The sequence below is a fragment of the Streptomyces sp. NRRL F-525 genome, assembly GCF_000716605.1.
GTDB lineage: Bacteria > Actinomycetota > Actinomycetes > Streptomycetales > Streptomycetaceae > Streptomyces.
In genome coordinates this window covers 49,462-74,000 of sequence record NZ_JNXE01000006.1, presented here as the reverse complement: position 1 = coordinate 74,000, position 24,539 = coordinate 49,462, and the positions used below count along the sequence as shown (strand labels likewise).

The 24,539-nt window shown below is 70.7% G+C and carries 22 protein-coding genes; 15 read left to right on the top strand and 7 right to left on the bottom strand.

From position 1 onward, the window contains the following. Nucleotides 1-9: 9 nt before the first annotated feature. The 4 genes from OO69_RS11175 (at nucleotide 10) to araD (ending at nucleotide 6,707) form a co-directional block, all read left to right on the top strand. Complete coding sequence (locus OO69_RS11175; protein ID WP_234444403.1) at nucleotides 10-2,574, top strand: CBM35 domain-containing protein; 2,565 nt, start codon at nucleotides 10-12, stop codon at nucleotides 2,572-2,574. 129 nt (nucleotides 2,575-2,703) lie between these two features. Then, complete coding sequence (gene araB / locus OO69_RS11170; RefSeq protein ID WP_106971002.1) at nucleotides 2,704-4,386, top strand: ribulokinase; 1,683 nt, start codon at nucleotides 2,704-2,706, stop codon at nucleotides 4,384-4,386. Nucleotides 4,387-4,432: 46 nt separating this feature from the next. Then, nucleotides 4,433-5,950: an L-arabinose isomerase gene (araA, locus tag OO69_RS11165; RefSeq protein ID WP_033280360.1), complete on the top strand. Its 1,518-nt coding sequence runs from the start codon at nucleotides 4,433-4,435 to the stop codon at nucleotides 5,948-5,950. Between the two features lie 37 nt (nucleotides 5,951-5,987). Next, on the top strand, nucleotides 5,988-6,707 hold the full coding sequence (gene araD, locus OO69_RS11160) for an L-ribulose-5-phosphate 4-epimerase AraD (protein WP_033280359.1): 720 nt from the start codon (nucleotides 5,988-5,990) through the stop codon (nucleotides 6,705-6,707). Between the two features lie 25 nt (nucleotides 6,708-6,732). On the opposite strand, the gene prcB is transcribed toward araD, so the two are convergent. From prcB to OO69_RS11145, 3 genes are all read right to left on the bottom strand, one after another. Further along, nucleotides 6,733-7,587, bottom strand: coding sequence for a proteasome subunit beta (gene prcB, locus OO69_RS11155; RefSeq protein ID WP_033280358.1), 855 nt, complete (start codon nucleotides 7,585-7,587; stop codon nucleotides 6,733-6,735). Nucleotides 7,588-7,659: 72 nt separating this feature from the next. Next, nucleotides 7,660-8,622, bottom strand: a complete 963-nt coding sequence (locus OO69_RS11150) for a lysylphosphatidylglycerol synthase transmembrane domain-containing protein (RefSeq protein WP_033280357.1) — start codon at nucleotides 8,620-8,622, stop codon at nucleotides 7,660-7,662. Next, on the bottom strand, nucleotides 8,619-10,100 hold the full coding sequence (locus tag OO69_RS11145) for a hypothetical protein (RefSeq protein ID WP_033280356.1): 1,482 nt from the start codon (nucleotides 10,098-10,100) through the stop codon (nucleotides 8,619-8,621). The genes OO69_RS11150 and OO69_RS11145 overlap by 4 nt, the downstream gene beginning before the upstream one ends. A 328-nt stretch (nucleotides 10,101-10,428) precedes the next feature. Here OO69_RS11145 and OO69_RS11140 point away from each other — a divergent pair, with 328 nt between their 5' ends. The 4 genes from OO69_RS11140 (at nucleotide 10,429) to OO69_RS11120 (ending at nucleotide 14,407) form a co-directional block, all read left to right on the top strand. After that, nucleotides 10,429-11,211 (top strand): peptidoglycan-binding protein, encoded by a 783-nt coding sequence (locus tag OO69_RS11140; RefSeq protein WP_033280355.1) that lies wholly within the window; start codon nucleotides 10,429-10,431, stop codon nucleotides 11,209-11,211. Then, a complete protein-coding gene (locus OO69_RS11135; RefSeq protein WP_051800916.1) occupies nucleotides 11,208-12,065 on the top strand; it encodes a helix-turn-helix domain-containing protein in 858 nt (285 codons plus the stop codon). Before OO69_RS11140 ends, OO69_RS11135 begins: the two co-directional genes overlap by 4 nt. Before the next feature lie 319 nt (nucleotides 12,066-12,384). Beyond that, nucleotides 12,385-13,977 (top strand): peptidoglycan-binding protein, encoded by a 1,593-nt coding sequence (locus tag OO69_RS49385; protein ID WP_051800915.1) that lies wholly within the window; start codon nucleotides 12,385-12,387, stop codon nucleotides 13,975-13,977. 127 nt (nucleotides 13,978-14,104) lie between these two features. Next, the gene (locus OO69_RS11120; RefSeq protein WP_033280354.1) at nucleotides 14,105-14,407 is read left to right on the top strand and encodes a hypothetical protein; all 303 of its coding nucleotides are present in this window, start codon (nucleotides 14,105-14,107) and stop codon (nucleotides 14,405-14,407) included. A gap of 78 nt (nucleotides 14,408-14,485) precedes the next feature. On the opposite strand, the gene OO69_RS11115 is transcribed toward OO69_RS11120, so the two are convergent. Then, on the bottom strand, nucleotides 14,486-15,190 hold the full coding sequence (locus tag OO69_RS11115) for a GntR family transcriptional regulator (RefSeq protein WP_078652381.1): 705 nt from the start codon (nucleotides 15,188-15,190) through the stop codon (nucleotides 14,486-14,488). Between the two features lie 308 nt (nucleotides 15,191-15,498). Here OO69_RS11115 and OO69_RS11110 point away from each other — a divergent pair, with 308 nt between their 5' ends. Genes OO69_RS11110 through OO69_RS11095 form a run of 4 tightly spaced genes read left to right on the top strand, consistent with a single transcriptional unit; the run spans nucleotide 15,499 to nucleotide 19,625 of the window. Further along, nucleotides 15,499-16,941: an MFS transporter gene (locus tag OO69_RS11110; protein ID WP_033280353.1), complete on the top strand. Its 1,443-nt coding sequence runs from the start codon at nucleotides 15,499-15,501 to the stop codon at nucleotides 16,939-16,941. Nucleotides 16,942-16,993: 52 nt separating this feature from the next. Beyond that, complete coding sequence (locus OO69_RS11105) at nucleotides 16,994-17,896, top strand: ABC transporter substrate-binding protein (RefSeq protein WP_051800914.1); 903 nt, start codon at nucleotides 16,994-16,996, stop codon at nucleotides 17,894-17,896. After that, complete coding sequence (locus OO69_RS11100) at nucleotides 17,893-18,918, top strand: ornithine cyclodeaminase family protein (RefSeq protein ID WP_051800913.1); 1,026 nt, start codon at nucleotides 17,893-17,895, stop codon at nucleotides 18,916-18,918. Before OO69_RS11105 ends, OO69_RS11100 begins: the two co-directional genes overlap by 4 nt. Continuing rightward, the gene (locus tag OO69_RS11095) at nucleotides 18,915-19,625 is read left to right on the top strand and encodes an aspartate/glutamate racemase family protein (protein ID WP_033280352.1); all 711 of its coding nucleotides are present in this window, start codon (nucleotides 18,915-18,917) and stop codon (nucleotides 19,623-19,625) included. The genes OO69_RS11100 and OO69_RS11095 overlap by 4 nt, the downstream gene beginning before the upstream one ends. A 144-nt stretch (nucleotides 19,626-19,769) precedes the next feature. Here OO69_RS11095 and OO69_RS11090 read toward each other — a convergent pair whose 3' ends face one another. Continuing rightward, entirely contained in the window at nucleotides 19,770-19,985 is a 216-nt protein-coding gene (locus OO69_RS11090; RefSeq protein WP_199810922.1) for a DUF6243 family protein, read from the bottom strand. A gap of 291 nt (nucleotides 19,986-20,276) precedes the next feature. Here OO69_RS11090 and OO69_RS11085 point away from each other — a divergent pair, with 291 nt between their 5' ends. After that, entirely contained in the window at nucleotides 20,277-20,660 is a 384-nt protein-coding gene (locus OO69_RS11085) for a BlaI/MecI/CopY family transcriptional regulator (RefSeq protein WP_033280351.1), read from the top strand. A 112-nt stretch (nucleotides 20,661-20,772) separates the two neighbouring features. On the opposite strand, the gene OO69_RS11080 is transcribed toward OO69_RS11085, so the two are convergent. Further along, complete coding sequence (locus OO69_RS11080) at nucleotides 20,773-21,555, bottom strand: LysR family substrate-binding domain-containing protein (protein ID WP_033280350.1); 783 nt, start codon at nucleotides 21,553-21,555, stop codon at nucleotides 20,773-20,775. A 58-nt stretch (nucleotides 21,556-21,613) separates the two neighbouring features. On the opposite strand from OO69_RS11080, the gene OO69_RS11075 reads away from it, so the two are divergent. After that, nucleotides 21,614-21,997: a DUF5997 family protein gene (locus OO69_RS11075; protein ID WP_033280349.1), complete on the top strand. Its 384-nt coding sequence runs from the start codon at nucleotides 21,614-21,616 to the stop codon at nucleotides 21,995-21,997. Between the two features lie 29 nt (nucleotides 21,998-22,026). Beyond that, nucleotides 22,027-22,800, top strand: coding sequence for a GntR family transcriptional regulator (locus OO69_RS11070; RefSeq protein ID WP_078652380.1), 774 nt, complete (start codon nucleotides 22,027-22,029; stop codon nucleotides 22,798-22,800). Between the two features lie 22 nt (nucleotides 22,801-22,822). On the opposite strand, the gene tmpA is transcribed toward OO69_RS11070, so the two are convergent. After that, nucleotides 22,823-24,457 carry a TauD/TfdA family dioxygenase gene (gene tmpA, locus OO69_RS11065; RefSeq protein ID WP_033280553.1) on the bottom strand — a complete coding sequence of 545 codons (1,635 nt, stop codon included), beginning with the start codon at nucleotides 24,455-24,457 and terminating at the stop codon, nucleotides 22,823-22,825. Nucleotides 24,458-24,539: the final 82 nt, after the last annotated feature.

Genomic DNA, 24,539 nt, shown 5'->3' with positions numbered 1-24,539 from the left:
AGGACAGCCATGCCTCGAACACCCCGTAGATCCCGTTCCGTTCGCGCCCTCATGGGCGTGACCGTGGTGACCGCCGCCCTCCTGGGCACGGCGCTGACCGTCCCCGCCGCGCAGGCGGCCACCCCGACGCTGAGCGTCGACCTCGGCACCACCACCGGCGCGGTCATGCACGGAGCCAACGGCGCCCTGTACGGCCTCAGCGACGACGGAGTCCCCGGCGACAACCTGGTAACTCCCCTGCACATGACGTCCATTGCCCAGAAGGCACCGGACGGCGCCCAGCACCCGAACGGTGACGCGCTGGTCGTGCAGCCGGAGTTCGCCCGCGGTGGCGGCGGCGACAACCTCATCTACATGCAGGACATCTACGCCTCGTGGCCGTACGAGAACCTCGGCCTGAGCGACTACCTCACCAAGGTCACCACGATGGTCACCAAGGTCGCGGCCCGCTCCGACGCGAGCACGTTCGTGTGGGTGCCGTTCAACGAGCCGGACGGCAACTGGTACACCGGGCTTGGCAGTTCGACCACGTCGACGTACAACAGCGCGCTCGCCAGCTTCGAGAGCGACTGGACGACGGTCTACAACAAGATCCGCTCGATCATCCCGAACGCGCGGATCGCCGGCCCGAACGAGACGCACTACGACGCCCGTCTCATGGGCGACTTCTACCCGTGGGCCAAGGCCAACAACGTCCTTCCGGACATGACCACTTGGCACGAGCTGGACCCGACCTCCCTCTCCAACTTCGAGGGCAACCTCGCCGCCTACCGCACCATCGAGACCAACGCCGGCATCAGCCCCCGCCCGGTCAACATCAACGAGTACGGCGACCGCCGCGACCTCTCCGTGCCGGGTCAGATGATCCAGTGGATGTCGATGTTCGAGCGGAACAAGGTCTACGCCGACCAGGCGTACTGGGACATCGCGGGGAACCTGGACGGCAACGTCAGCCAGACCAACATCCCCAACGGCGACTGGTGGCTGCTGCGTTGGTACGCGGGCCTCACCGGCCAGACCGCCAAGGTGACCCCGCCGCAGGCGAACGTCACCGACACGCTCCAGGCCATCGCGTCCCTCGACACCGGCCGCAAGCAGGCCCAGGTGCTCCTCGGCGGCGGCACCTCCGGCTCGGCGAACACGGTCGTCAAGAACATACCGTCGTCGTTCGGCAGCACCGTCAACGTCTCGGTGGAGCGCACCGCTTGGAGCGGCTACGAGGGTGCGGGCCCCGCGCCGACCGTGCTGGCGCGCAGCACCTACACGGTCGCTTCTGACGGCAGCATCACCGTCCCGCTGACGAACCTCGACCCGATGTCGGCCTACCGCATCGTCGTCAACCCGGCCGGCACCGGCACGCCCACCGCCGCGAGCACCCCGTCGACGTCGTCGTACGAGGCCGAGAACGCGACCATCACCGACGGCACCGTCTACACCCAGGGCAGCGTCACCAACGCCTACGGGTACGCCACTTCGGGCACCAAGGACGTCGGCAGCCTCAACCAGACGGACAGCAAGGTCGCCTTCACCGTCACCGCCCCGACCACGGGCACGTACAACCTGAACGTCTTCTACGGCAACCAGTCCGGCGGCCCGGCCACCCAGACCCTCACGGTCGACGGCGGTTCCGCCCAGACGGTCACCTACACGCCGACCCTGAACTGGACCTACCGCTCCACGGCGAGCGCCTCCGTCTCCCTGACGGCGGGCACGCACACGATCACCCTGGCCAAGGGCACAAACGAGGTCACCCTCGACAAGATCGACCTCACGGCCGCTTCCACGGCGGACACGTCCTACCCGGCCACGTACGCCGACATCACCGGCTCGCCGACGTACAACTACACCGCGTCCGGTACGACGGGTGCCGGCGCGCTGGCCCTGACCTCGGGCACCTCGGCCGCCTTCGACGTGTACGCGCCGACCGACGGCTACTACACCGTGCACACCGACTACTCGTCCAACGGGTCGGGCACGCTCACGCTGGACGGCGCGACCGCCGTCACGCTGGCCTCCACGAGCGGCACGCTGACCGACAAGAGCTCCCGGCTGTACCTGTCGGCGGGCAACAACCGCATCACGGCGGCGACTTCGGGCTCCACCACGCTGACCCTGCGCGATCTGCGGGTGGCCGCGAGCGGTGACACCACCGGCGTCTCCGCCTACGAGGCCGAGAGCGCGACCCTCGCGGGAACCGCCGTCGCCACCTCGGACAGCTGGGCGTCGGGCGGCAAGTACGTCGGCTATGTCGGCAACGGCTCGGCCAACACGCTCACCTTCCAGGTGACCGCGGCCAGTGCCGGGCGGTACGTCATGAACGTCCGCTACGCCAACGACCAGGTCTCCGGCTCCGGGAACTACAACACCAACGTCGTCTCCCGGGCGGCCCAGATCTCCGTCAACGGCGGTACCGCGCAGACGGTCATGTTCCGCAACAACTACAGCTGGTCCAGCTACTGGGACCTGCCCGTCCCGGTCACCCTCACGGCCGGCACCAACACGATCAGTTTCGCCAACGCGAGCGCCTACGCACCCAACATCGACCGCATCACGGTCGCGCCGGTCTCCGGCTGACCGTCAACTCCGGTCGGGGCCCGGGCACTTGCGCCGGGCCCCGGCCGGGGGTTCCATCCCAGAGATTTACCCTGCACCACATTCGACACCTCGAACAACGACTGAAATATCGAACAGAAGGGCGGCCCGGTGGTGAACGCCGAGAACAGCGAACACACCCATCCCGACACCTACGTCATCGGAGTCGACTACGGGACGCTGTCCGGACGGGCCGTGGTGGTCCGGGTCGCCGACGGCGCCGAACTGGCCGCCGCCGAGCACCCGTACACCCACGCCGTCCTCGACCGCGCCCTCCCCGACGGCACCCCGCTGCCGCCCGACTGGGCGCTACAGGTCCCCTCCGACTACATCGACGTCCTCCGCACCGCCGTCCCCGAGGCACTGGCCCGCTCCGGCGTGCGCCCCGACCAAGTCGTCGGCATCGGGACGGACTTCACCGCCTGCACGGTCCTGCCGGTCCTCGCCGACGGCACACCCCTGTGCGAACTCCCCGACCTGACCAGCCGCCCGCACGCCTACGTCAAACTCTGGCGCCACCACGCGGCACAGGCCCAGGCCGACCGCATCACCGCACTGGCCGACGCCCGCAAGGAGCCCTGGCTCCAGCGGTACGGCGGGAAGATCTCCTCGGAGTGGGAGTTCGCCAAGGCCCTGCAACTCCTCGAAGAGGACCCGGAACTCTACGAGTTGACCGAGCGCTGGATCGAGGCCGCCGACTGGATCGTCTGGCGGCTCAGTGGCACTTACGTCCGCAACGCGTGCACCGCCGGGTACAAGGGCCAGCTCCAGGACGGCAGTTACCCCTCCTCCGACTACCTGGCCGCGCTCAACCCCGCTTTCGCCGGCTTCGTGGTCGACAAGCTGGACCAGCCGATCGGCCAACTCGGCGACCTTGCGGGCGGGTTGACGGCAGAGGCGGCGGCCTGGACGGGCCTGCCGGAAGGCATCGCCGTGTGCGTCGGCAACATCGACGCACACGTGACGGCACCTGCGGCCACCGCCGTTGAACCGGGCCGGATGGTCGCCATCATGGGCACCTCCACCTGCCATGTGATGAGCAGCGACCAGTGGGCCGAAGTACCGGGCATGTGCGGGGTGGTTGAGGGCGGCATCCTCCCGGGACTGTGGGGATACGAGGCCGGACAGAGCGGCGTCGGCGACATCTTCGGCTGGTTCGTGCGCACCGGGTTTCCGGCGTCGTACGCCGAAGAAGCCGCCGCACTCGGTCGTGACCCGCACGAGCACCTCACCGCCCTCGCCACCCAACAGCGGGTGGGCGAACACGGGTTGATCGCCCTGGACTGGCAGAGCGGCAACCGTTCCGTGCTCGTCGACCACGACCTGAGCGGCGTCCTGGTGGGCCTCACCCTGTCCACCCGCCCCGAGGAGATCTACCGCGCCCTGCTGGAGGCGACAGCCTTCGGCACCCGCACGATCATCGAGGCGTTCGAGACGTCCGGCGTTCCGGTGCGCGAACTGATCATCGCGGGCGGCCTGATGAAGAACCCGCTGCTGATGCAGATCTACGCCGACGTCACCCGGCTCCCCCTCGGCGTCATCGACTCGGCGCAGGGCCCGGCGCTCGGCGCGGCGATGCACGCGGCGGTCGCGGCCGGGGTGTACCCGGACATCCGGGCCGCCGCCCACGCGATGGCCAAGGCCCGCCCCGCCGTCTACCAGCCCGACCCCGAGCGGGCCGCCGCCTACGACCGGCTGTACGCCGAGTACCGGCTCCTGCACGACTACTTCGGGCGTGGCGCCAACGAGGTCATGCACCGTCTGCGCCACCTCCGCGCCGAGGCCTCCGCCTGAGCCGCACGCTCCGCCCGGTGGTCAACTCCCTTTGAAAGGAACCCTCATGGACACCAACGCCACGCCCTACCCCGACCAGGAGATCTGGTTTCTCACCGGCAGCCAGGGCCTGTACGGCGACGACATCCTGCACCAGGTCGCCGAACAGTCCCGGAGCATCGCCGAGATCCTCGGCGGCCCGGGGAAGATCCCGGTCAGGATCGTGTGGAAGCCGGTCCTCACCGACGCCGACGCGATCCGCCGGCTGTGCCAGGAGGCGAGCGCCTCCGACACCTGCGTGGGCGTGATCGTGTGGATGCACACCTTCTCCCCGGCCAAGATGTGGATCGCCGGACTCAGCGCCCTGGACCGGCCGTTGCTGCACCTGCACACCCAGTACAACCTGTCGCTGCCCTGGCCCAGCATCGACATGGACTTCATGAACCTCAACCAAGCCGCCCACGGGGACCGGGAGTTCGGGCACATCGAGTCCCGGCTCGGCATCGACCGCAAGATCGTCGCCGGTCACGCGACCGACCCGAGGGTCGTGCGGCGCGTGGCGGCCTGGGCCCGTGCCGCCGTCGGCCGCCACGCCTCACGCACCCTGCGCCTGGCCCGCTTCGGCGACAACATGCGCGATGTCGCCGTGACCGAGGGCGACAAGGTGGAGGCCCAACTGCGGTTCGGCTACTCGGTGAACACCTACGCGGTCAACGACCTGGTGGCCGTCGTGGACGAGGTCGAGGACAAGGAGGCCGCCGAACTCGCCGCCGAATACGTCGAGTTGTACGACGTCGCCCCCGCCCTGCGCCCCGGCGGCATCCGCCACGACTCGCTCGTGTACGCGGCCCGTCAGGAGATCGGCCTGCGTACCTTCCTCACCGAGGGCGGCTTCACCGCGTTCACCACCAACTTCGAAGACCTGGGCGGACTACGGCAGTTGCCCGGTCTCGCCGTCCAGCGCCTGATGGCCGACGGCTACGGCTTCGGCGGCGAGGGCGACTGGAAGACCTCGGCGCTGCTGCGCACGATGAAGGTCATGGGCGCGGGTCAGCCCGGTGGCACCAGCTTCATGGAGGACTACACCTACCACCTGGGCCCCGGCACCCCGCGCATCCTCGGCGCCCACATGCTGGAGGTCTGCCCCTCGGTGGCGGCCGAGCGCCCGCGCTGCGAGATCCACCCGCTGTCCATCGGCGACCGCGAGGACCCGGTCCGCCTCGTCTTCAACGCGGCCCCCGGCCCCGCCGTGGTCGTCGGCCTCTCCGACCTCGGCGACCGCTTCCGGCTGACCGCGAACACGGTCGACGTCGTCACCCCGAGCGAGCCCCTGCGCCGGCTGCCGGTGGCCCGGGCCGTGTGGAAGCCGCGCCCCTCCCTCGCGGAGTCCGCGGAGAGCTGGCTGCTGGCCGGCGCCCCGCACCACACCGTGCTCAGCTCGGCCGTCGACACCGAGACGCTGACGGACTACGCCGCGATGGCCGGCGTAGAGCTGCTGACCATCGACGAGACCACCAGCACCGGGCAGTTCACCAAGGAGATCCGCTGGAACGCTGCCTATCACCGGCTCGCCCAGGCCCTCTGACCCCCATGATCCTGATCCACGCGCAAGGAGAACACCGATGACCGCGCGAGTCCGTGACGGCCTGCGGCAAGAGGTACTGGACGCCAATCTGACCATCCCCCAGGTCGGTCTGGCGACGCTGACCTGGGGCAATGTGAGCGGCGTCGACCGTGAGGCGGGGGTGTTCGTCATCAAGCCCTCGGGAGTCCCCTACGAGGATCTCGTCCTCGACGATCTGGTGACCGTCCGGCTGTCCGACGGCAAGGTGGTCGACGGCGACCTCCGCCCCTCCACCGACACGGAGACCCACCGCTGCCTCTACCTGGCGTTCCCGTCCATCGGCGGCGTCACCCACACCCACTCGACCCACGCGGTGGCCTTCGCGCAGGCCCGCCGTGACATACCGGTGCTGGGCACCACCCACGCCGACACCTTCAACGGGCCGGTCCCGTGCACCCCGGACCTCACGGCCGACCAGTGCGCGAAGGACTACGAGTACAACACCGGCCGGGTCATCGTCGACATGCTGAGAGGCGACGACCAGCGGGCGGCCGAGGTCCCGGCCGCCCTCGTCGCCAACCACGGCCCCTTCACCTGGGGCGCGACCGCCCGCAAGTCCTTGGAGCACGCGATCATCTGCGAGGCCGTAGCCGACATGGCCATCAACACCCTGGCCCTGTCTCCCCCGGCCCCGCCGCCCCCGCATCTGCTGGCCCGGCACTACACCCGCAAGCACGGACCGGACGCGTACTACGGCAACCCAGCCCCCGTCCTCTGACCGAGGCCGCGGCCACCCGTGTCGCTCAGGGCGCGACGGTCGGACCGTCCGGGTGGCTGCTGCGGTGTTCGACCATCTCCCGGGTCAGGGCCTCGGTCTCCGACTCCGGGAGCCGTTCGAAACCGTCCTCGGTGATGACCGAAACGATGGGAAAGATACGGCGGTTGATGTCCGGGCCGCCGGTGGCCGAGTCGTCGTCGGCCGCGTCGTACAGGGCCTGGAGCGCGGTCAGGGCCGCGTCGCGCCGGGTCATGCCCCGGTGGAACAGCTTCTTCAGGGCGCCCCGGGCGTACGGGGAGCCGGAGCCCTCGGCGTGGAAGTCCGGTTTCTCGTAGGTGCCGCCGACGACGTCGAAGGTGAAGATACGGCCCTTGGCTCCTTCGGGGGCTACGGGGTCGTAGCCGACGAGGAGTGGTACGACGGCGAGGCCCTGCATGGCCTGCCCGAGGTTCTGGCGGATCAGTCCCGCGAGGCGGGTGGCCTTCGCGTTGAGGGTCATCGGGATGCCCTCGATCTTCTCGAAGTGTGTGAGTTCGACCTGGTACAGCTTCACCATGTCGACGGCGAGGCCGACCGTGCCGGCGAAGGCGACCGCGGTGTAGTCGTCCGCGGGGTGCACCTTCTCCAGGTCGCGCTGTGCGATGACGTTGCCCATGGTGGCCCTGCGGTCGCCGGCGATCAGCACGCCGTCTCGGTAGGAGAGGGCCAACACCGTGGTGCCGTGCGGGAATTGACCGTCGGTGGCACGGACGCCCTCCGGGAACGGGCGGCGGGTCGGCAGCAGTGCGGGCCGGTGCGTCGCCAGGAACTCGGTGAAGGACGAGGTCCCGGGAGTGAAGAACTCGTCCGCCAACCGGCCGCTCGTCTCGTTCTCCGCCATCCAACTCCCTTTCACCCGCTGACAGATATCGGACTCCTACCTGAACCGGCCGCGCGGGAAACGCAGTTGAGGTCAGAGCGCCTTGCGCCGGACCAGCACCCCGAGCACCAACAGGCCCGGGATCAACGGCAGCCACACGGTGAGCAGCCGGTAGCCGAGGACGACGGAAGCGGCGGCCGACGCCGTGGTCCCCGAGGCGGTGAGCGCGAAGACCAGGGCCGCGTCGAGGGAACCGATGCCGCCCGGCGTGGGCAGCAGCGCGGCGGCGCTGCTGGCGGCGAGGTACAGGAGCGCCACCCGGGCCGGGGACAGCGGCAGTTCGACGGCCTGGGTGACACAGATCAGCACCAGGCAGTTCAGCGCGGCGAAGGCCAGCGAGCCGCCCCACAGGGCGGCCGCCCTGTGCGGCCGAACGTGCACGGCCCGGATGTCGACGAGTACCGTCGCGAGAGCGCGCCGACACCGGGGCCACAGCGGGCAGTTGAGCAGCACGGCGACGAGTACGACGACCGCGAGGACGACACACACCACGCCCAAGGAGATGTCCGGGACGCGCAGCACACCCGGGCAGACCGCGGCGAGCACGCCGATCAGCACGATCCGGACGGCCACGCCCGCGGTCGCCTTCACGGCGAGCGCGCTGGCCGAGCGGCCGACCGGCAGCCCGCAGCGCATCAGGAACCGCAGATTGACGGCACCGGCGCCGAGTCCGGCGGGCAGTACATGATTGGCGGCGGACGCGGCGAGCTGCGAGGCCACCAGCCTTCTGCCGGGCAGCCGTTGGGGCACGGCACCCTGCTGGGCGAGTGCCGAGGACACCCATGTCCCGAGGGCGGCGGTCCCGGCCACCAGCAGCCACCCCTGATCGGCGACGGCGAGCCGCCCGGCCCCGCTCTCGAGCACGGGCCAGTGCCGCCGCACCATACAGACGACGGCGACCAGGACGGCGAGGGTCAACGCGGTCTGCCAGTAAGCGTGTCGGCGACGGCGGGTGGTGGTGGTCGTCGTCCGGTTGGGGGCGGGCGGTGCCGTCATCCGCCTCCGCCCTTCTCCGCGCTCGGAGCGACACGTAGCTCCAGCGCGCCGAAACGGTGGGCGGGCCAGTCGCGGGCGTACGCGGGTGGGCGGCTGCCGACCGGCGTGATGTCGGCGACGGGCATACGGCGGGCCGTACGGTCGAGGGTCGTCCGGGACGTGTTGGCGTTGTGGCCGCCGGTCGCGGCCGAGGCACAGCCCGCGTAGAAGCCGATCGGGATGGCGTCCTGACCGGTGAGCAGGCAGGGCTTGCGTACGCCGAGGCGGTGGAGTTCGGCGACGGTGCGGGACCAGTCGCGGTGCTGGGCGTTCGTACGGCTCACCGTCCGTTCCAGGACGGCGAGTTGGACCGCCAGATGCCCGGCGAGCCCCACCACGAGCAGGGTCACGGCCACCCGCCGCCATGCTCCGGTCGGCCTGGTGACCAGGTGGATCAGGGCGTCGGCGACCGGGATCGCCACCAGCGCGTAGGCGGGCAGGAGGAAGCGGGGAGCCGCGTACCCGATCATGAACAGGTACGGGAAGGCGGCCGTGGCGGCGCAGGCGAGCGGGACGAGGGTCGCCGTGGCGCGCCGGGCGCGGACCGCCACGACGAGGCCGATGACGGCGAACACGGGCAGCACGAGCCACCACACGTCGACCGCCGGGTTGGGCATCGCCCCCGTGCATGGGCGGCAAAGGGCGCGTCCGCCCAGGCTGCGCAGTTGGTCGAGCACCGCGACGTTCCAGCCCAGTCCGCCCTCGATGGCCGAGGCGTCGTGCAGCCGCTGGGTCAGGCCGCCGTAACTGACGTAGGCCTCGATCACCCATTCCAGGGCGCCGGACGCGAGCCCGGCGAGGAGGGCGACGAGGAGGCGCCAGTGGCGACCGGCCACGAGGAGCGCCAGCAGCGGCAGCGTCGCCCAGACCGCGTCCGTCGGGCGCATCCACGCCATCAGGGACGCGCTCGCCGCCAGTCCCCACAGCGCGGCCCGGTCGGAGCGGTCGGCCCTGGCGCGCAGGCAGCAGCCGGCGGCGGCGAGGGCGCCCACGGCGACCCAGTAGTTGGGCATGGCCTGGAGGCCGTAGAGGAGGGTCACCCAGAGGGAGGCGAACAGGGCGCCCGCCAGGGCGAGGACGCGGACCGGGAACAGGCCGCGCCAGACGCGGAGGGCGACGAACAGGGCGAGGCCGGAGAGGACGGCGAGGTAGACGCGCAGCAGGGTGGTGGACGAGGACCAGGAGGTGACGGGGGCGACCAGGAGCGAGATGCCACGGGCCCTGGGTGCGCTGAAGAAGGCGGCGGGGGCGTGCGCGCTGAGCTGGCTGACGTAGACGGTCTCGTCCCAGCCGAGGCCCAATCCGGGGCGTACGAGAACCAGTTGGGCCAGGGTGAAGGCCGCCGCGACCGCGGCGAGCGGGTACTCCGAGCGGCGGGACGCGGTCGGCGGTCCGAGCCGTCGGGTCCCGGCGAGTGTGGCGTACGCGCTGCCGGACATTGCCCACCCCTCCCCCTACAGTTTGTAGGGTTTCCAGCACCCTACAGCCTGTATTTCTGAAGGCAGGAGCCGGGGAAAACATGGACAAACTACCTCGCGGCAGGCGGGACCGCGTCCTGCGATTCAGCCAAGCGGCTGACGGCCCCACACGTCGCGGAGCGGCGGGAAACTGAACCGATGCGCCTGAACTCGTTGAACGCTCCGCGCGTGCCGCTGGGCCAACGCCTCGGAAACATCGGCCAGTTGAGGCCGGAAGAGGTCCGGGATGGGATGATCCGAGCCGCTATGCTTCGCGCCGGAAGAGGGCGCAGTCTTCAAAGGGGGCGGGATGGCGCGGTGGCGTGCCTTGCCTGCGGGGATCGACCCGGCGGTGGCCGCACTGGTGGCGCACCTGCGTAAGGTCAAGGACTTCAGCGGGTTGTCGATCAGGGAACTGGCCTCGGCCACCGGGTACAGCACCTCCTCCTGGGAGCGCTATCTGAGCGGCCGCGCGCTGCCGCCTCCCGCGGCGGTACGGGCCCTCGCGGAGGTGGTGGGCGCCGATCCGGTACGGCTCCTCGCGCGCCTGGACGCGGCTGTGAACGCGCGGAGGTCCGGGTCCTCCTCGGAGCCGGCCTCGGCGTCCGAGCCCGAGACGACCGAGGCCGGGGCAGCGGTTGACGACCGTCCGGACACCGTCGTGCACAGCGCGCGTCACCACCTCGCCGGGTGGCGGCAGTTGGGATTGGTCGGCTGCGGGGCGGCCGTGGGCGCCGCCGTGGTCCTGCTGCTCGTACAGCCCAGCCAGGTCGCCGCGGCCCGCAACACCAGCGGTACGACGACGGCGGCGGTCCCCGCGCCGACGGCCTTCACCTGCGCGTACGCCCGACGGGACGGGCGCTGGTACGCCGGGAACAGCACGACGCGTACACAGCAGCTGGTCGTCGACATGTCGGGACCGGCGGTGGCCGAGCTGCAGTGCCTGCTCCAGCGTGCCGGCATCACCCCCGGCGGCATCGACGGGAACTTCGGGCCCCTGACCGAATCCGCGGTGATCCAGGCGCAGAAGAAGTACCACCTGGACGTGGACGGACAGGTGGGGCCGCCGACCTGGGCCGCCCTGCGCGGATGAGCGGGGCCCGCCCGGAGTTCGTCCTGCTGGCCGCCGAACTGCGGACACTTCGCGGACGTGCCGCGCTGTCCATCACCGAACTGGCCGACAAATCCGCGTACAGCAGATCCTCCTGGCACCGCTACCTCGGTGGCACCGCGCTGCCGCCGTGGCTCGCCGTACGCGCCCTGTGCCGGCTGGCCGACGAGCCCACACCCCGGATACGGGCGCTGTGGGAACTGGCCGAGGCCGCGGCCAGCGGGCGCGGCGCCGTGCGGGAGGCGCCGGTGACAACCGCCCCGGCGGAGACGGTAACCGCTCCCCCGCAGCAGCCCGCGGCGGAGGCCGGTCCCGGACCGCGCCGACGCGGGCGGGGCCGGTGGAGTCCGGGAGCGCCGGCGGTCATCTGCGTACTGGCGCTGTGTGTGGCCTTCGCCGTGACGACGGCCTGGCAGCGGGTCCAGACGCCGGATGGCGCCTCACCGGGAGCGGCCAGGCCCAGCGCGTCCGGTTTCCACGTCGGCTGCGTGGCCGGGGCCTGCACCGGCCACGATCCGGGGGTGAACCTGTGCGGGGTGGAACCGCAGACGCTGCTGCACCGGCTGACCCCGAGCGGTGCCGGACTCGAGGTCCGCTACAACCCGCTGTGCCGGGCCGTCTGGGCCCGGGTCTGGAACACCCGCCTCGGAGACAGACTCACGCTCTCCGAACCCGGGCAGCCGACACAGAGCATCGCGGTGCACGACACCCACGAGTTGGACGCCTTCGTGTACACCCCGCTGCTCGGCCTCCACCGTGGCGGCACTCCCCTGACCGCGTGTCTGTCGGGGTCTTCGCACACCGCCGCCACCTGTTACCGCCTCACCGCGCACTGAGGCAAGCCGGACCAACACACCGCCCAACTGGGCGGCGGCCGCCCCGGAACCGTCCCGCTCAACCGTCACGCTGCTGCGGATACCGGCAGGTCAGCGCCGGTGCCGTCCCGCGATCCCACCAGATCTCGACCCGCTGTGGACACGACCCGGACCGGGGCCCAAAGATCACCTGCAGCGCTGCTTCCGACTGGCACCACCCAAGCACCGACCCGGCACCGCCCAAGCACTCGACAGTTGGCTCCGGCAGGACTCGCATGCCGCGTCGCCCAACGGCCCCACGTTGCTCACCGCATTCAGACGTCAAGGATTGGAACGTGTCATGGACCTGTTTGACAACGGCCGTCATCTGTCCCGCCGCAGACTCCTGACCCTCGCCGGCGGCGCCGCGGTGGCCACCGCGACCGGCATCGGATTCGCCCAGTCGGCATCCGCCGCTTCCCCCGCGGCCGCGGCGACCGGCTACGGGATCGACTACTCCGACGCGTCACTCACCGCGGGTTCGGTCGCCTCGGCGGGCTACGGCTTCGTGTGCCGTTACCTCAGCTGGCTGCCGAACCCGAAGGTCCTCACCCTGTCCGAGGCTCAGGCCCTGACCGCCGCGGATCTCGGCATCGTCTCCAACTGGGAGTCCGACGGACTCCAGGACTGGCAGAGCGGCGTCCCCGCGGACCCGTACTCCCAGGGTGCCGGGCATGCCACCGAGGCGGAGCGGCAGGCGCTGGCCAACGGGATGCCGTCGACGCGGCCGATCTACTTCAGCGTCGACTTCGACCTCCAGTCCTCGATGTACTCCGCGCTCAACTCCTACTTCGACGGCGTCGCCTCGGTGATCGGCCGGTCCCGGACCGGTGCGTACGGCGGCTACCACGTGATCAAGGAACTCTTCGACAACGGGAAAATATCCTGGGGCTGGCAGACGTACGCGTGGTCCGGCGGGAGCTGGGACAGCCGCGCGCAGTTGCGTCAGGTCCAGAACGGCATCTCGGTCGCCGGGCACGACGCGGACCTCGACCAGGCGATGGCCGCCGACATCGGACAGTGGGGCGGCTCGGGCGGCGGCGGTACCGGTGTCATCCTGCCGTCCTGGCCGAACATCACCGACGGCATGACGGGGCCCAGCGTGCAGGCGGCGCAGTACCTCCTGCGCTACCACGGCGCCTCGATCACCGCCGACGGCCAGTTCGGGGCGGACACCCTCGCCGCGACCAAGAGCTTCCAGTCCGCGCACGGCCTCGGCGTCGACGGCCAGATCGGCCCGCAGACCTGGTCCGCACTGATCGTCCAGGTACAGACGGGCTCCACCGGCGACGCCGTCCGGGCCGCCCAGGTGGAGTTGAACCGCTTCGGCTACGGCCTCACCGTCGACGGCAACTTCGGCTCCGGCACCGACACCGCCGCCCGCGCCTTCCAGTCCGCGCACGGCCTCGGCGTGGACGGCCAAGTCGGCCCGCAGACCTGGCAGATGCTCGTGGGTACCGGGAACGGCGCCTCGGGCGGCAGCACCGTCGCGCCGCCCTGGCCGAACGTCATCGACGGCGACACCGGGAACAACGTGCTGGCCGCGCAGTACCTGCTGCGCTACCACGGTGCGTCGATCAGCGCCGACGGCCAGTTCGGGGCGGCCACCCTCGCCGCGGCCAAGAGCTTCCAGTCCGCGCACGGGCTGAGCGTGGACGGCGAGATCGGCCCGCAGACCTGGTCCGCACTGATCGTCCAGGTACAGACGGGCTCCACCGGCGACGCCGTCCGCGCCGCCCAGGTCGAACTGAACAAGTTCGGCTACGGCCTCACCGTCGACGGCACCTTCGGCTCCGGAACCAACACCGCCGCCCGCGCCTTCCAGTCCGCGCACAGCCTCGGCGTCGACGGCCAAGTCGGCCCGCAGACCTGGCAGATGCTCGTCGGCAGCTGACCCCTCCGGTGAGAAGTGTGCGGGGCGGAGTGACCGCGACGGTCGCTTCGTCCCGCACTCGCTCACCACGGCGCGAACACGCCCGCTTCCCGGGTCCTCAAAGCTGCGGGAACTAACCTCACTTCACATGAACGCGCCCAACTCACCCGCCGCGCTCACCCGTTCGGTGGCCGAGAGCATCGCACGACGCATCGCACGACACCTCGCCGACCAGAAGATACCGGCGAGGTCACTGGCATCGGTCGTCAATCTGGTCGAGAACGACGAGACCGAAGAGGCCCTGGACGATCTGGCACACGTGATCGCATACTTCCGCATCTCCATCCACCGCACCGAGTACGACCAACTCGTCGCAGCGGCACAGCAGTTGGACGCGATGGACTCACTCACCAACCTGAAAGTGGAGCAGTTCGTGACCGAGCAGACCTGATCCGGGTCTCCACTCGCAGACCACAGGGCTCGGGCAACGAACCAGGGCTACCCGCTCGGCCGAGTGACAGACCACCGGTCACCCCGGCCCACCCTCCTCGGCGGGGTCGACACCGGCCGGCAGCACCCCGGCCAGCGACTCCAGGGACGGCCGCCGCCCCCGCTCCACGTGCACGAAGGCCAGGGACGCGGCGAGTTCGGTGTCGCCGGCGCAGATCGCCTCGTGCAGTTCGCGATGTTCGGTGCACAGGATGCCCGGGTCGCGGTCGGAGGTCAGCCGGAACAGCCAGCGCACCCGCGCGCTGATGGGCGCCATCATCGAGTTGAGCAGGCGGCTGCCCGAGAGCCGCACGATCGCTTCGTGGAAGGCCGCGTTGGCGGCGGCGATCTCGGCCTGTTGCCCTTCGGCCGTGGCGAGTTCGGCGCGGGCGAAGGCGGGTGAGAGCAGCGCGGTGGAGCGCTCGGCGGCCTGCCCGCTGGCGAGCCGGGCGGCGAGCACTTCGAGGCTCGTGCGCACGCTGAACAGTTCGTCGATGTCGCGCAGGGTCAGCTGGGTGACCATCGATCCCCGCCGGGGCAGCGTGGTGATCAGCCCTTCCGCCTCGAGCTGCGGCAGGGCCTCGCGGATCGGGATCCGGGAGACGTCGAGGCGCTCGGACAGCTCGCGCTCCAACAGCCGTGTGCCGGGCGGCAGATCGCCTTCGATGATGCCGTCGCGCAGGTACTCGTAGACCTTGTGGACCAGGGAACGGCCATCGGCGCCGGAGGAGTCCGTAAGTGACATGGCATACAAGATAGCCGAGGCTCCGCTTGGGCCATCAAGCCCCTTGATCAACATTCACGCCACTCGCATCCCTCAGCTAGCGCCCCCACCTGGCATTTTAACCGGGATGGAATCTGAAGCCCCCACCTCTTACATCGAGTTAACATCGCAGCCCTGTGGCCACCGGACCGCCGTTGGTATACCAATAGCACTCACTGGTTGACGGAGGCCCTCATGGATCGCACCGAACCGAGTCACCTGGACAGCACGACCCCGACCTCGACCCCGATCACCGCACCGGCATCCCCGGCATCCCTGGCAGGTGCCGCATGAGCGCCCCGCAGCTCTCCGCGCCGACGGCGGCGCGCCCGGCGACCAACACCCTCGCGCGGGCCCTGGACGAAGCCGGCTTCACCCGGGCCCAGTTCTGGGTCCTCATGATCATTCTCGCCGGGATGTTCTTCGACACCCTGGAGCAGAACTCCGTGGGGGCGATGGGCAGCCTCATCAAGTCGTCCCTGCACATCGGCAACAACGAACTGACGGCGATCAACAGCTTCACCGTGATCGGCGGCCTGATCGGCCGGTTCGCGGGCGGCTGGATCGCCGACCGCTACGGCCGCCGCACCTCGCTCAGCGTCAATCTCCTCGTCTACACCCTGGGCGGCCTGCTCAGCGCCGCGGCGATGAACTACCCCACCCTGCTGGCGAGTCGGCTGGTCGTGGGGATCGGCCTGGGCGGCGAGTTCACCATCGGCATCGCGATGCTGTGCGAGATGGTCGCCACCCGCCACCGCGGCACGCTCGTCGCCATCCTCAACGTCGGCTCCGGCGGCGTAGGCAACTTCCTCTCCTACGGCCTCTTCCTCCTGCTCCTGGGCCCGCTCGCCCCCGCGCTCGGCGGCGACCACCTGGTGTGGCGCTGGACGTTCGTGCTCCTCGCCCTGCCCGCCCTGATCGTGGTGGTATACCGAAGGCGGCTGCCCGAGACCCCCCGCTTCCTCCTCTCCCAGGGCCGCGTCGACGACGCCAACCACTCCCTGGCCCGCCTGACCGGCGACCGGCTCGACCCGAAACACCTACCGGCGTCCGTCCCGCCCGTACTGACCGAGGCGGACATCCCCGCCCGCCAGGTGAAGGCGTCACCGGCGGCGGTCTTCGGCCCCTCGGTCCTGTCCCGTACGGTCACGATCGGCGCCGCGTCCTGGATGGCGTTCGGCGCCCAGGTCACCCTCAACTTCCTGATGCCGACGCTGCTGACCGAGCGCGGCTACACCCTGTCCGACAGCCTGCTCTACACGATGATCATGAACGTCGGCTCGCTCCTCGGAGCCTGCGCCTCGGCCCTGCTCGCGGGCCGCTACGGCAGGCGGTCGGTCATCGGCGTGGCCGGCAGCCTGGGCTGCCTCACCGCCGTCGCCTTCGCGGTGTTCGCCCACGAGACCGCGGCGATCCTCCTCCTGGGCGCGCTCTTCCAGTTCTTCACCATGCTCACCAACACGACCCTCGCCGTGTGGTCCCCGGAGCTGTACCCGACCCCGATCCGGGCCAGCGGCACCTCCATCGTCAACGGCATCGGCAACATCGCCGGAGCCGTCATGCCCTTCGCCGCCGTCGCGCTGTGGGACCGGTTCTCCTTCGCCGGTGTCTTCGGGATGGTCGCGGTGATGTACGCGGCGCTCGTCATCGCCTCCCGGTTCGCCCCCGAGACCCGCAGCCGCACGCTCGAAGAGGTCAACGAGACGACGGCCCCCACCCCGACCCACGCCTGACCAGCGGCACCCGCACCCCGTACCCCTTCACCCCCTAGAGAGGACCACCAACATGGACAAGCTCACCATCTCCGCCACCGCCAACGGCCTGAACTACCTCCCCGAATACCTCGCCGACCAGGAAGGCCTCTTCCACGACGCGGGCCTCGATGTCACCGCCGTCGCCTGCGACCCCTGGACCGGCGTCCTCGACGACCTCGAATCCGGCCGCGCCGACATAGCGCTCGGCGGCCTGTGGGTACCGGCCATGTACGCAGGCAGCGAGCGCGAGTTGAGCGTCGTGTGCCAGCTCAACCACCAGTTCCCGATGGCCATCGCGGTACGGGACGGCGGCTCCGACAATTTCTCCCTGGAGGACCTGCTCGGCAAGGTCGTCCTGGCTCCCGGCGCGGGCGGCAGCGCCCCCTACGAGTTCACCGCCGGACTGCTGCGCGAGGCAGGCGTGGACCCGGTCGGCATCCGCTTCGTCCGCGACCTCTCCACGGCGATGCTCGTGGAGTTGTTCACCGCCGGACTCGGCGACGCCATCATCGCCGACCTGGTCACCGCCACCGAGTTGGAGGCGTCGGGCGCCGCCCGGATCGTCTTCCGGCACCTCGACGACGGCGGCATCATGCCCAACAGCGTCTACTACTGCCGCACCGAGCGCGTGGCCGAACTCCGCGACCGCATCACCCAGTTCGTCACCGGCATCGACACCGCGATGCGGCTGCTGCCGACCGTCGACCCGAACACCGTCGACGCCGTCCTCAAGCGCCGCTGGCCCGAGAAGGACCAGGGCATCCTGCGCGAGGCACAGCGCCAGATGGCGGAGAGCGCCGTATGGGACACCGTGGCCATCGACGAGAGCGCCAGCGACCGCTGGATGCGCATCTTGGCGGAGGGCGGCCTGGTACGCACCGCGCCTTCCTACGACTCCCTCGCCGACGACAGCTTCATGGCGGACTACCGATGACGCTGCTGCTCGGCCCCGCCGACCTCACCGGGCTGGTCAGCCGCGCCGAGGTCATCGCCGCCGTACGCACCGCACTCATCGACCTCGCCGAGGGCCGGGCCGAACAGCCCGCCCCCGCGGCCTTCCCCGGCACCGGCACCACCCAGTTCCTCCCGATGACCGCGACCTCCCACCGGCTGGGCCTCTCGGCGGTCAAGGTCATGTCCGACGCACCCGACAACCGCGCCGCCGGCCTGCCCACCCAGCGCTCCACGGTCCTGCTCCTGGACGCACGCACGGGAGAGTGCCTCGCCGTACTGGACGGCGAGGTAGGCACCCGGACGCGCACGGCGGCGGCAAGTGCCGTGGCCACCGACGCCCTCGCCCGCCCGGACGCCCGCGTGCTGGGCCTGGTCGGCGCGGGGCGGCTGGCGATCGAGCACGTGCACGCGCTGCGGGAGGTCCGCGCCCTCGACACCGTGCACGTCTGGTCCCGTTCCGCCGCGACCCTGTGCGCCTTCCACGACGCGGTGGGCGACGTCGTCGAGGTCGTCGAGGAACCTGATCCGCGGCGAGTGGTCAAGGCGGCGGACATCGTCTGCACCCTCACCCCCGCCCGCCTCCCAGTCGTCCACGGAGAGTGGTTCCGCCCCGGCCAGCACATCAACGCGGTCGGCGCCCCGCCACGCCCCGACCACCGAGAGATCGACGCGGCGGGCATGGCCCGCGCGACGGTCGTCGTGGACAGCACCGCCACCCAACTCCTCAAGTCCGGAGAAGCCGTGCTCTCGATCGCGGAAGACGCCACGACGAGGGAGACCTTCACCCGCGAACTCGGCGCGGTCCTGGCCGAGTTGACCCCGGGCCGCACCGATCCGCAGCAGGTGACCCTGTTCAACTCGGTCGGCATCGCCCTCCAGGACCTCGCCTACGCGGCACTGGCCGTGGACCGTGCCCGCACCGCCGGAATCGGCATCAACACCCGCACGGCGTACGGCACTTCGGGCCTACGCCGCACAGCGGGAGCGGGGGCGGCACGATGACCGTGATCGCCGTGGTGAACTGCAACACCAGCACCACCATGACCGAGACCATCGCCGCCGGGGCGCGTGCCGTCGCCCTGCCCGGCACGCACATCCTGCCCCTCACCCCGACCTGGGGCGTGGCCTCCGCGGAGGGATGGTTCGACAGCTTCCTCAGCGCGGCCTCGGTCCTGGACCTGCTCCAGAACCTCGACCAGCCGGTCGACGGGGTCGTCATGGCGGGCTTCGGCGAACACGGCCGCGAGGGCGCACGCGAACTCCTCGACGTCCCCGTGGTCGACATCACGGAGGCAGCCGCCCTCTACTCCCTCGTCCTGGGCCGCCGCTTCGCCGTCGTCACCACACTCGCCCGGGCAGCGGGCCAGATCGAGGACAGCCTGCGCACCGCCGGACTCCTCGACCGCTGCGCCGGTGTCTTCGCCACCGGCCTGGGCGTACTGGACCTCGAACTCGACCCGGCCACCACGGAACAGGCGTTCATCGACGCGTCCCGCCAGGCGATGGCCGCCGGCGCGGAGGTCATCTGCCTCGGCTGCGCCGGCATGACCGGCCTCGACACCCGCATGACCGACCGGCTCGGCATCCCGGTGGTCGACGGCGTCAGCTGCGCGGTCGCCCTGGTCGAGTCCCTGGCCCACCGCCGCCTCACCACCAGCAAGAGCGGGACGTACGCGGCTCCGCTGCCGAAACTCCGCACGCTCAGGTAGGCATCCCCGAAACAGAAGGGGCACCCGAGCGAACCGCAGTCACCGGCGTTCTCAGCACATGCCCGAACAGAGGCAGCAAGGCCCGGACCGCTCGTCGCGGTCCGGGCCTTGCCTCGTGCGGTGCCGCCCCGCGGCGGCGGTGCGTCAGCTCTGCGCGGTGCCGTCGCCCGTCTGCCCGGCGTCCTCAGCCGCGCGTGCCTTCTCGCGCATCTTGCGCACCAGCTCCGCCTTCTGGTCGGCCGCGCCCTGGCGGTCGAGGTTGCGGTGCGGACCGTGGTTCTGGCGTTCGGCGCGGGACTGCTTCTTGCGCTGGCCGCCGCCCATGCCCACGGGGTTGTTGATGTTCTTGCTCACGGTCACGGGTTCTCCCGGTGGTGAAGTGGAGTGATCTACGGATTCATCGGTGGGGGACGGGCGGCGACGTCGAAAGACGTCAGCAGAGGCCCATCACGCTCTCACTCGTAAATCGGCGTCTGGAAGAACATGCCAAGGACGTTACCCGGTTCCGTCGGTCCCGCGCACCAACCTTTTCGCCGCCCCGGCGCCGGACGGAAACCCCCAGCGCATCGATCGACCCCGCCCAGGCAGAAGACCCAGGTCAGAGCGCCGACGCTAGGCAAGCCCCGCCCTACACGCTGTAAGGTGAACGCCATGGCTGGCAGAGACCCGCGCGTCCGGGCGGAGCGGCGCAGCGCCGGTGAGCTGGAGAGCGAGGTCCTCGCCTCGTTGTGGGCGACCGACCGGCCGCTGACCCCGGCCGAGATCCATGCCCGGATCGACGGCCCGCTCGCCTACAACACCGTGCACACGATCCTCAAGCGGCTCTACGACAAGGGGCTCGTCCTGCGGGACGCGGACGGGCGGCGCGGTTCCTACCGGCCGGCGAAGAACGCGGCCGAGTCGACCGCCGCAGCGATGCACGAGGCCCTGGACCGGGGGCCGGATCCGATCGGCGCGCTCCAGCAGTTCGTGAGCGGTCTGAGCCCCGAGGAGGAGAGCGCCCTGCGCGATCTGCTGACCGGCGGTGCGGGATGACGCGGCTCGGCGAGGGGCGGACGGCCGCCCGCCGCGAGATCGTGCCGACGCCGCGTCCTGCGGTGCGGGGTTCTACGGCAGCGATCTCAGCCTGAAGGGACCGCGTCGGCCGTCAACGACCTCGGGGCTTGCCGCGCTTGGTTCCCTTGGCGCCGCCCGAGGAGCCGCGAGCGTTCTTGCCGGTGTTTCCGGTCCTGCCACCGGTCGACTTTCCGGCGGCGGGCTTGCGGCGCGCGGGGGTCTCGGCGCGCTTCGCCTTCGTCTTCGGTTGCGGGGGCGTCGGCGTACGGCCTCGCGTGCTGTTGACCGTACGGCCGCGCACGATGCCGATGAAGTCCTCGACCAGTTCGGTGGTCGCGTCCTCGGGCCAGGACAGGGCGACGTCCGACTGCGGGGCGTCGACGACGGTCCGGTAGGTGAGGTCCTTGCGGTGGTGCAGCCGGGCCAGGGACTGGGGGACGTAGAGGATGCCAATGCCCGACGCCACGTGTTCGACAGCGTCCTCGGTGGTCGCGGGACGCTCGAACGCGGGCTCCCCGGGCGGCTGTTCCCAGTCGAGGACGTCGTCGAGGGGGTGCAGGACCACCTCGTCGGCGAGTTCGTCGAGGGACACCTCTTCGGCCGCCGTCACGACGTGGTCCTTGGGGGCCACGACCACGGTCGCCTCGGTGTAGAGGGGGATCGCGCTGAGGAACGTACGGTCGACCGGCAGTCGTACGAGTCCGGCGTCGGCCTCGCCGCGCCGCAGCACATCGGATGCCTCGACGGCTGCCACCGGTACGAGGACGAGGGGGACGTCGGGCAGGCGCTCGTTCCAGATCCGCACCCACTTGGCGGGCGTCACCCCGGGGACGTACGCGAGCCGAAATGTGGGGGATGCTTCCGAGCCTGTCACCCCGCAAGGTTACCCGGCGTGGTCGGAGGTCTCGAACGCGGTCGATACTCTTGACGGTATGAAGTCGCACCAGACCACCCAGACCATGAAGCCCGCCACGGCGGCGAAGAAGCTGGGTGTGTACCTAGAGGCCACCCCCGCCGAGTTCCAGAAGGCCGAGGTCTCCCGCGCCGAGCTGAACGAGCTGCAGGCCAACCCGCCCGAGTGGCTGCGCGAGCTGCGCGCCAACGGCCCGCACCCGCGTCCGGTCGTCGCGGCCAGGCTCGGCGTCTCCATCGCCGGTCTCGCCCGCGGCGGGGTCACCGAGCCCCTCACCACGGAGCAGATCGAGGCGCTCAAGAAGGACGGCCCCGAGTGGCTGGAGAAGGAGCGCGCCACGCAGGCCGAGGTCCGCAAGGAAGCCGAGCGGATCAAGAACAAGAAGAACGCCGACAACGACTGACAGCCTCGGGACCTGAGGAGAGGCGCGCGGTGACGGACGGCCCGGCCGGCACGGGAAAACCCCCGGCGATGTACCGGAAGGTCGCGGCCGACCTCGGCCGCGAGATCGGCGAGGGCCGCTACGGCTCCGGCGGCCGGCTGCCCGCCGAGGGCGAACTCGCCGAGCGGTACGGCGTCTCCCGTGGCACGGTCCGCCAGGCGATGGCCCTCCTGCGCACCGAGGGCCTGATCGCCTCCCGGCGCGGCACCCGCCGGGTCGTGATCGGCTCGCCCCGCCCGCAAAGCTTCGGCGAACTCCTCAGCTTCACCCGCTGGGCCCGCTCCACGGGCGAGGAGCCCGGCGCCCGGACCGTCACCGTGGAGACCCGCCCCGCCGACACGACCGAGCGGGACCAACTACGCCTGCCCGCAGGGGCGGAGGTCTACGAGGTACGACGGCTGCGCACGCTCTCCGGGCGGCCGGTGATGATCGAGCGGACCGTATACCCGTCCGCCGTGGGCGAGTTGATCGCGGAGCTGCCGCCGGACACCGTGTCGCACACCGTGGCCCTGGAGGAGTCGGGGGTGCTGATCGCGGACGCCCAGCACACCATCGACCTGTGCCGGGCCGACGAGGAGGACGCGCGGCTGCTCGGCTGCGGGCCCGGCGACCCGCTGTTGCGCGAACGCCGGTGCAGTACGGATCCGGCGGGCACCCCGGTCGAATGGTCCGAGGACCGCTACCTCCCGGAGACCGTGGCCTTCACCGTCCACAGCTCGGCCGCCTCCGGTTCGCTGGCCCGCCGCCCGGCCGACGACGCCTGACTCAGTCCTTCTGCCAGTCCCCTCAGTCCTTGCGCAGCAAGGCCGTGAGCAGCGGCCGGAAGTGCGCGAAGTGCGGGGTCGGCGCCTCGGGGTCCTTTCCCTCGTCGTCCCAGCGGCGCACCGCGACCCCGTCCGCCGCGTAGGGATTCGCCTCGTACGCGGCGACCTCGGCCGGAGACATCGGACCACCCTGTACCTCCAGCGTGTACACCGACGCCTGGGAGAGTCGGCCGAAGTAACCCGGCTCGACCGCGCACAGATACCGCTTGGCCGCCACGTGCAGCCGGATCGGCTCGGTGACCTCGGGACCGAACCACTCGGCCAGCCGGTCCGCCCCGGTGTGGCTGTGCCGGTTGTCGGTGCCCTCCATCAACTCCTCGCCGCTGACCGGCCCGTGGAAGTGCCCGAGGTCGTGCAGCAGCGCGGCGGCGATCAACGCGTCGGGCGCACCCGCCTCTTCGGCACGCGCCGCCGCCTGGAGCATGTGCTGCGCCATCGTGACCTCCTCCCCCAGGTAGGCGCTCGCACCCTCGCCGGCGAAGAGTCCGGCCAACTCGTCCACGAACTCCCTTGCGGCTACGGCCCGTTCGCGACGCAGTACGGCCAGGGTGCCGGCGAGCGCGTCGATGTCGGCGTAGGCCCCCTGGAGGTGACGGGCGCCGCTCTCCTCGAAGGCCGTTCGCGCGTGCAGCAGCCGTACATTGTCGAAGATCAGGCAGTCGCCGGGCAACAGCCGGAATTCCAGCTGGAGTTCGGGGCGGAGGGTGATCTCGGCGAAGGTGCGGTAGGCCCGGTAGAAGGCCTCCAGTTCGTCGGCGGGCAGCAACAGGGTGCCGATGGAACGGTTGTTGAAGCGCACCTCGCGGATCCGGCCCCGGCCGTCCACGTCGATCAGCGGCCGGTCTGCGGACAACTCGGTCCGCGCATCGCTGAATTGGAACGGCACGGGGGTGCGCGTCAGCACGGCGAACGCCTCCGCGTCCTCGGCCCGCAGCAGCGCGGCGGCCTTGAACCCGTCGACCAGCCCGGAGTCACCGCCGACCGCCGCGTTGGTCAGGCAGTGCAGGAGTTGGAGTGTGGGCACCGGGTCGCGGTACGGGTTGTCGGTGTGCGGGGTGATCCGGGCGCCGGTGAAGGCGAGGTTGTTGGGGTCCGGTTCGACCCGTACGTCGAAGAGCCGCCCGTAGTTGGTCTCGCGGACGTATCCGAAGGTCTCCGCGACCTCCAGCACCTGCCCCTCGCGGCAAGGTACGTCACGCAACAGCGCGAACCCGAGCCCGAGGACCGACTCCAGTACCCGCGCCTTGACCGCCGGGTCACCCAGATACTCCGCCCAACTCGCCTCGGGGAGACGGCCGTTCAGGTCGGCGGCGGCCCACAGAGTCTTGCTGTTCTCGCCACGCCGGTCCCCTGAACCGTCCCCGCCGTGGGGCCGGTTGACGGTCAGCCACTGCGCGGAGTACGCGGAACGGTGCCCGTCCGGCGCCCAGTCGACCTCGACACCGTCGGCGGTCCGTCGTACGGCGTCCAGCGCGAGGCCGGTGGGCAGTTCGGTGATCTGGAACAGCTTCTGCCCGTTGCGGGGGTCGCGGCAGCGGGGGCAGGGACAGTTGTCCCGCAGCCAGGTGAGCGGCAGATCTTCTACTGACAGTGACATCGCCATCACTCCCTCTTCAAGTTGTATAGCCAACTTTTCCGTCAGAGGGAACGTCTCAGTGCCGGATGACCGGGAGATGACA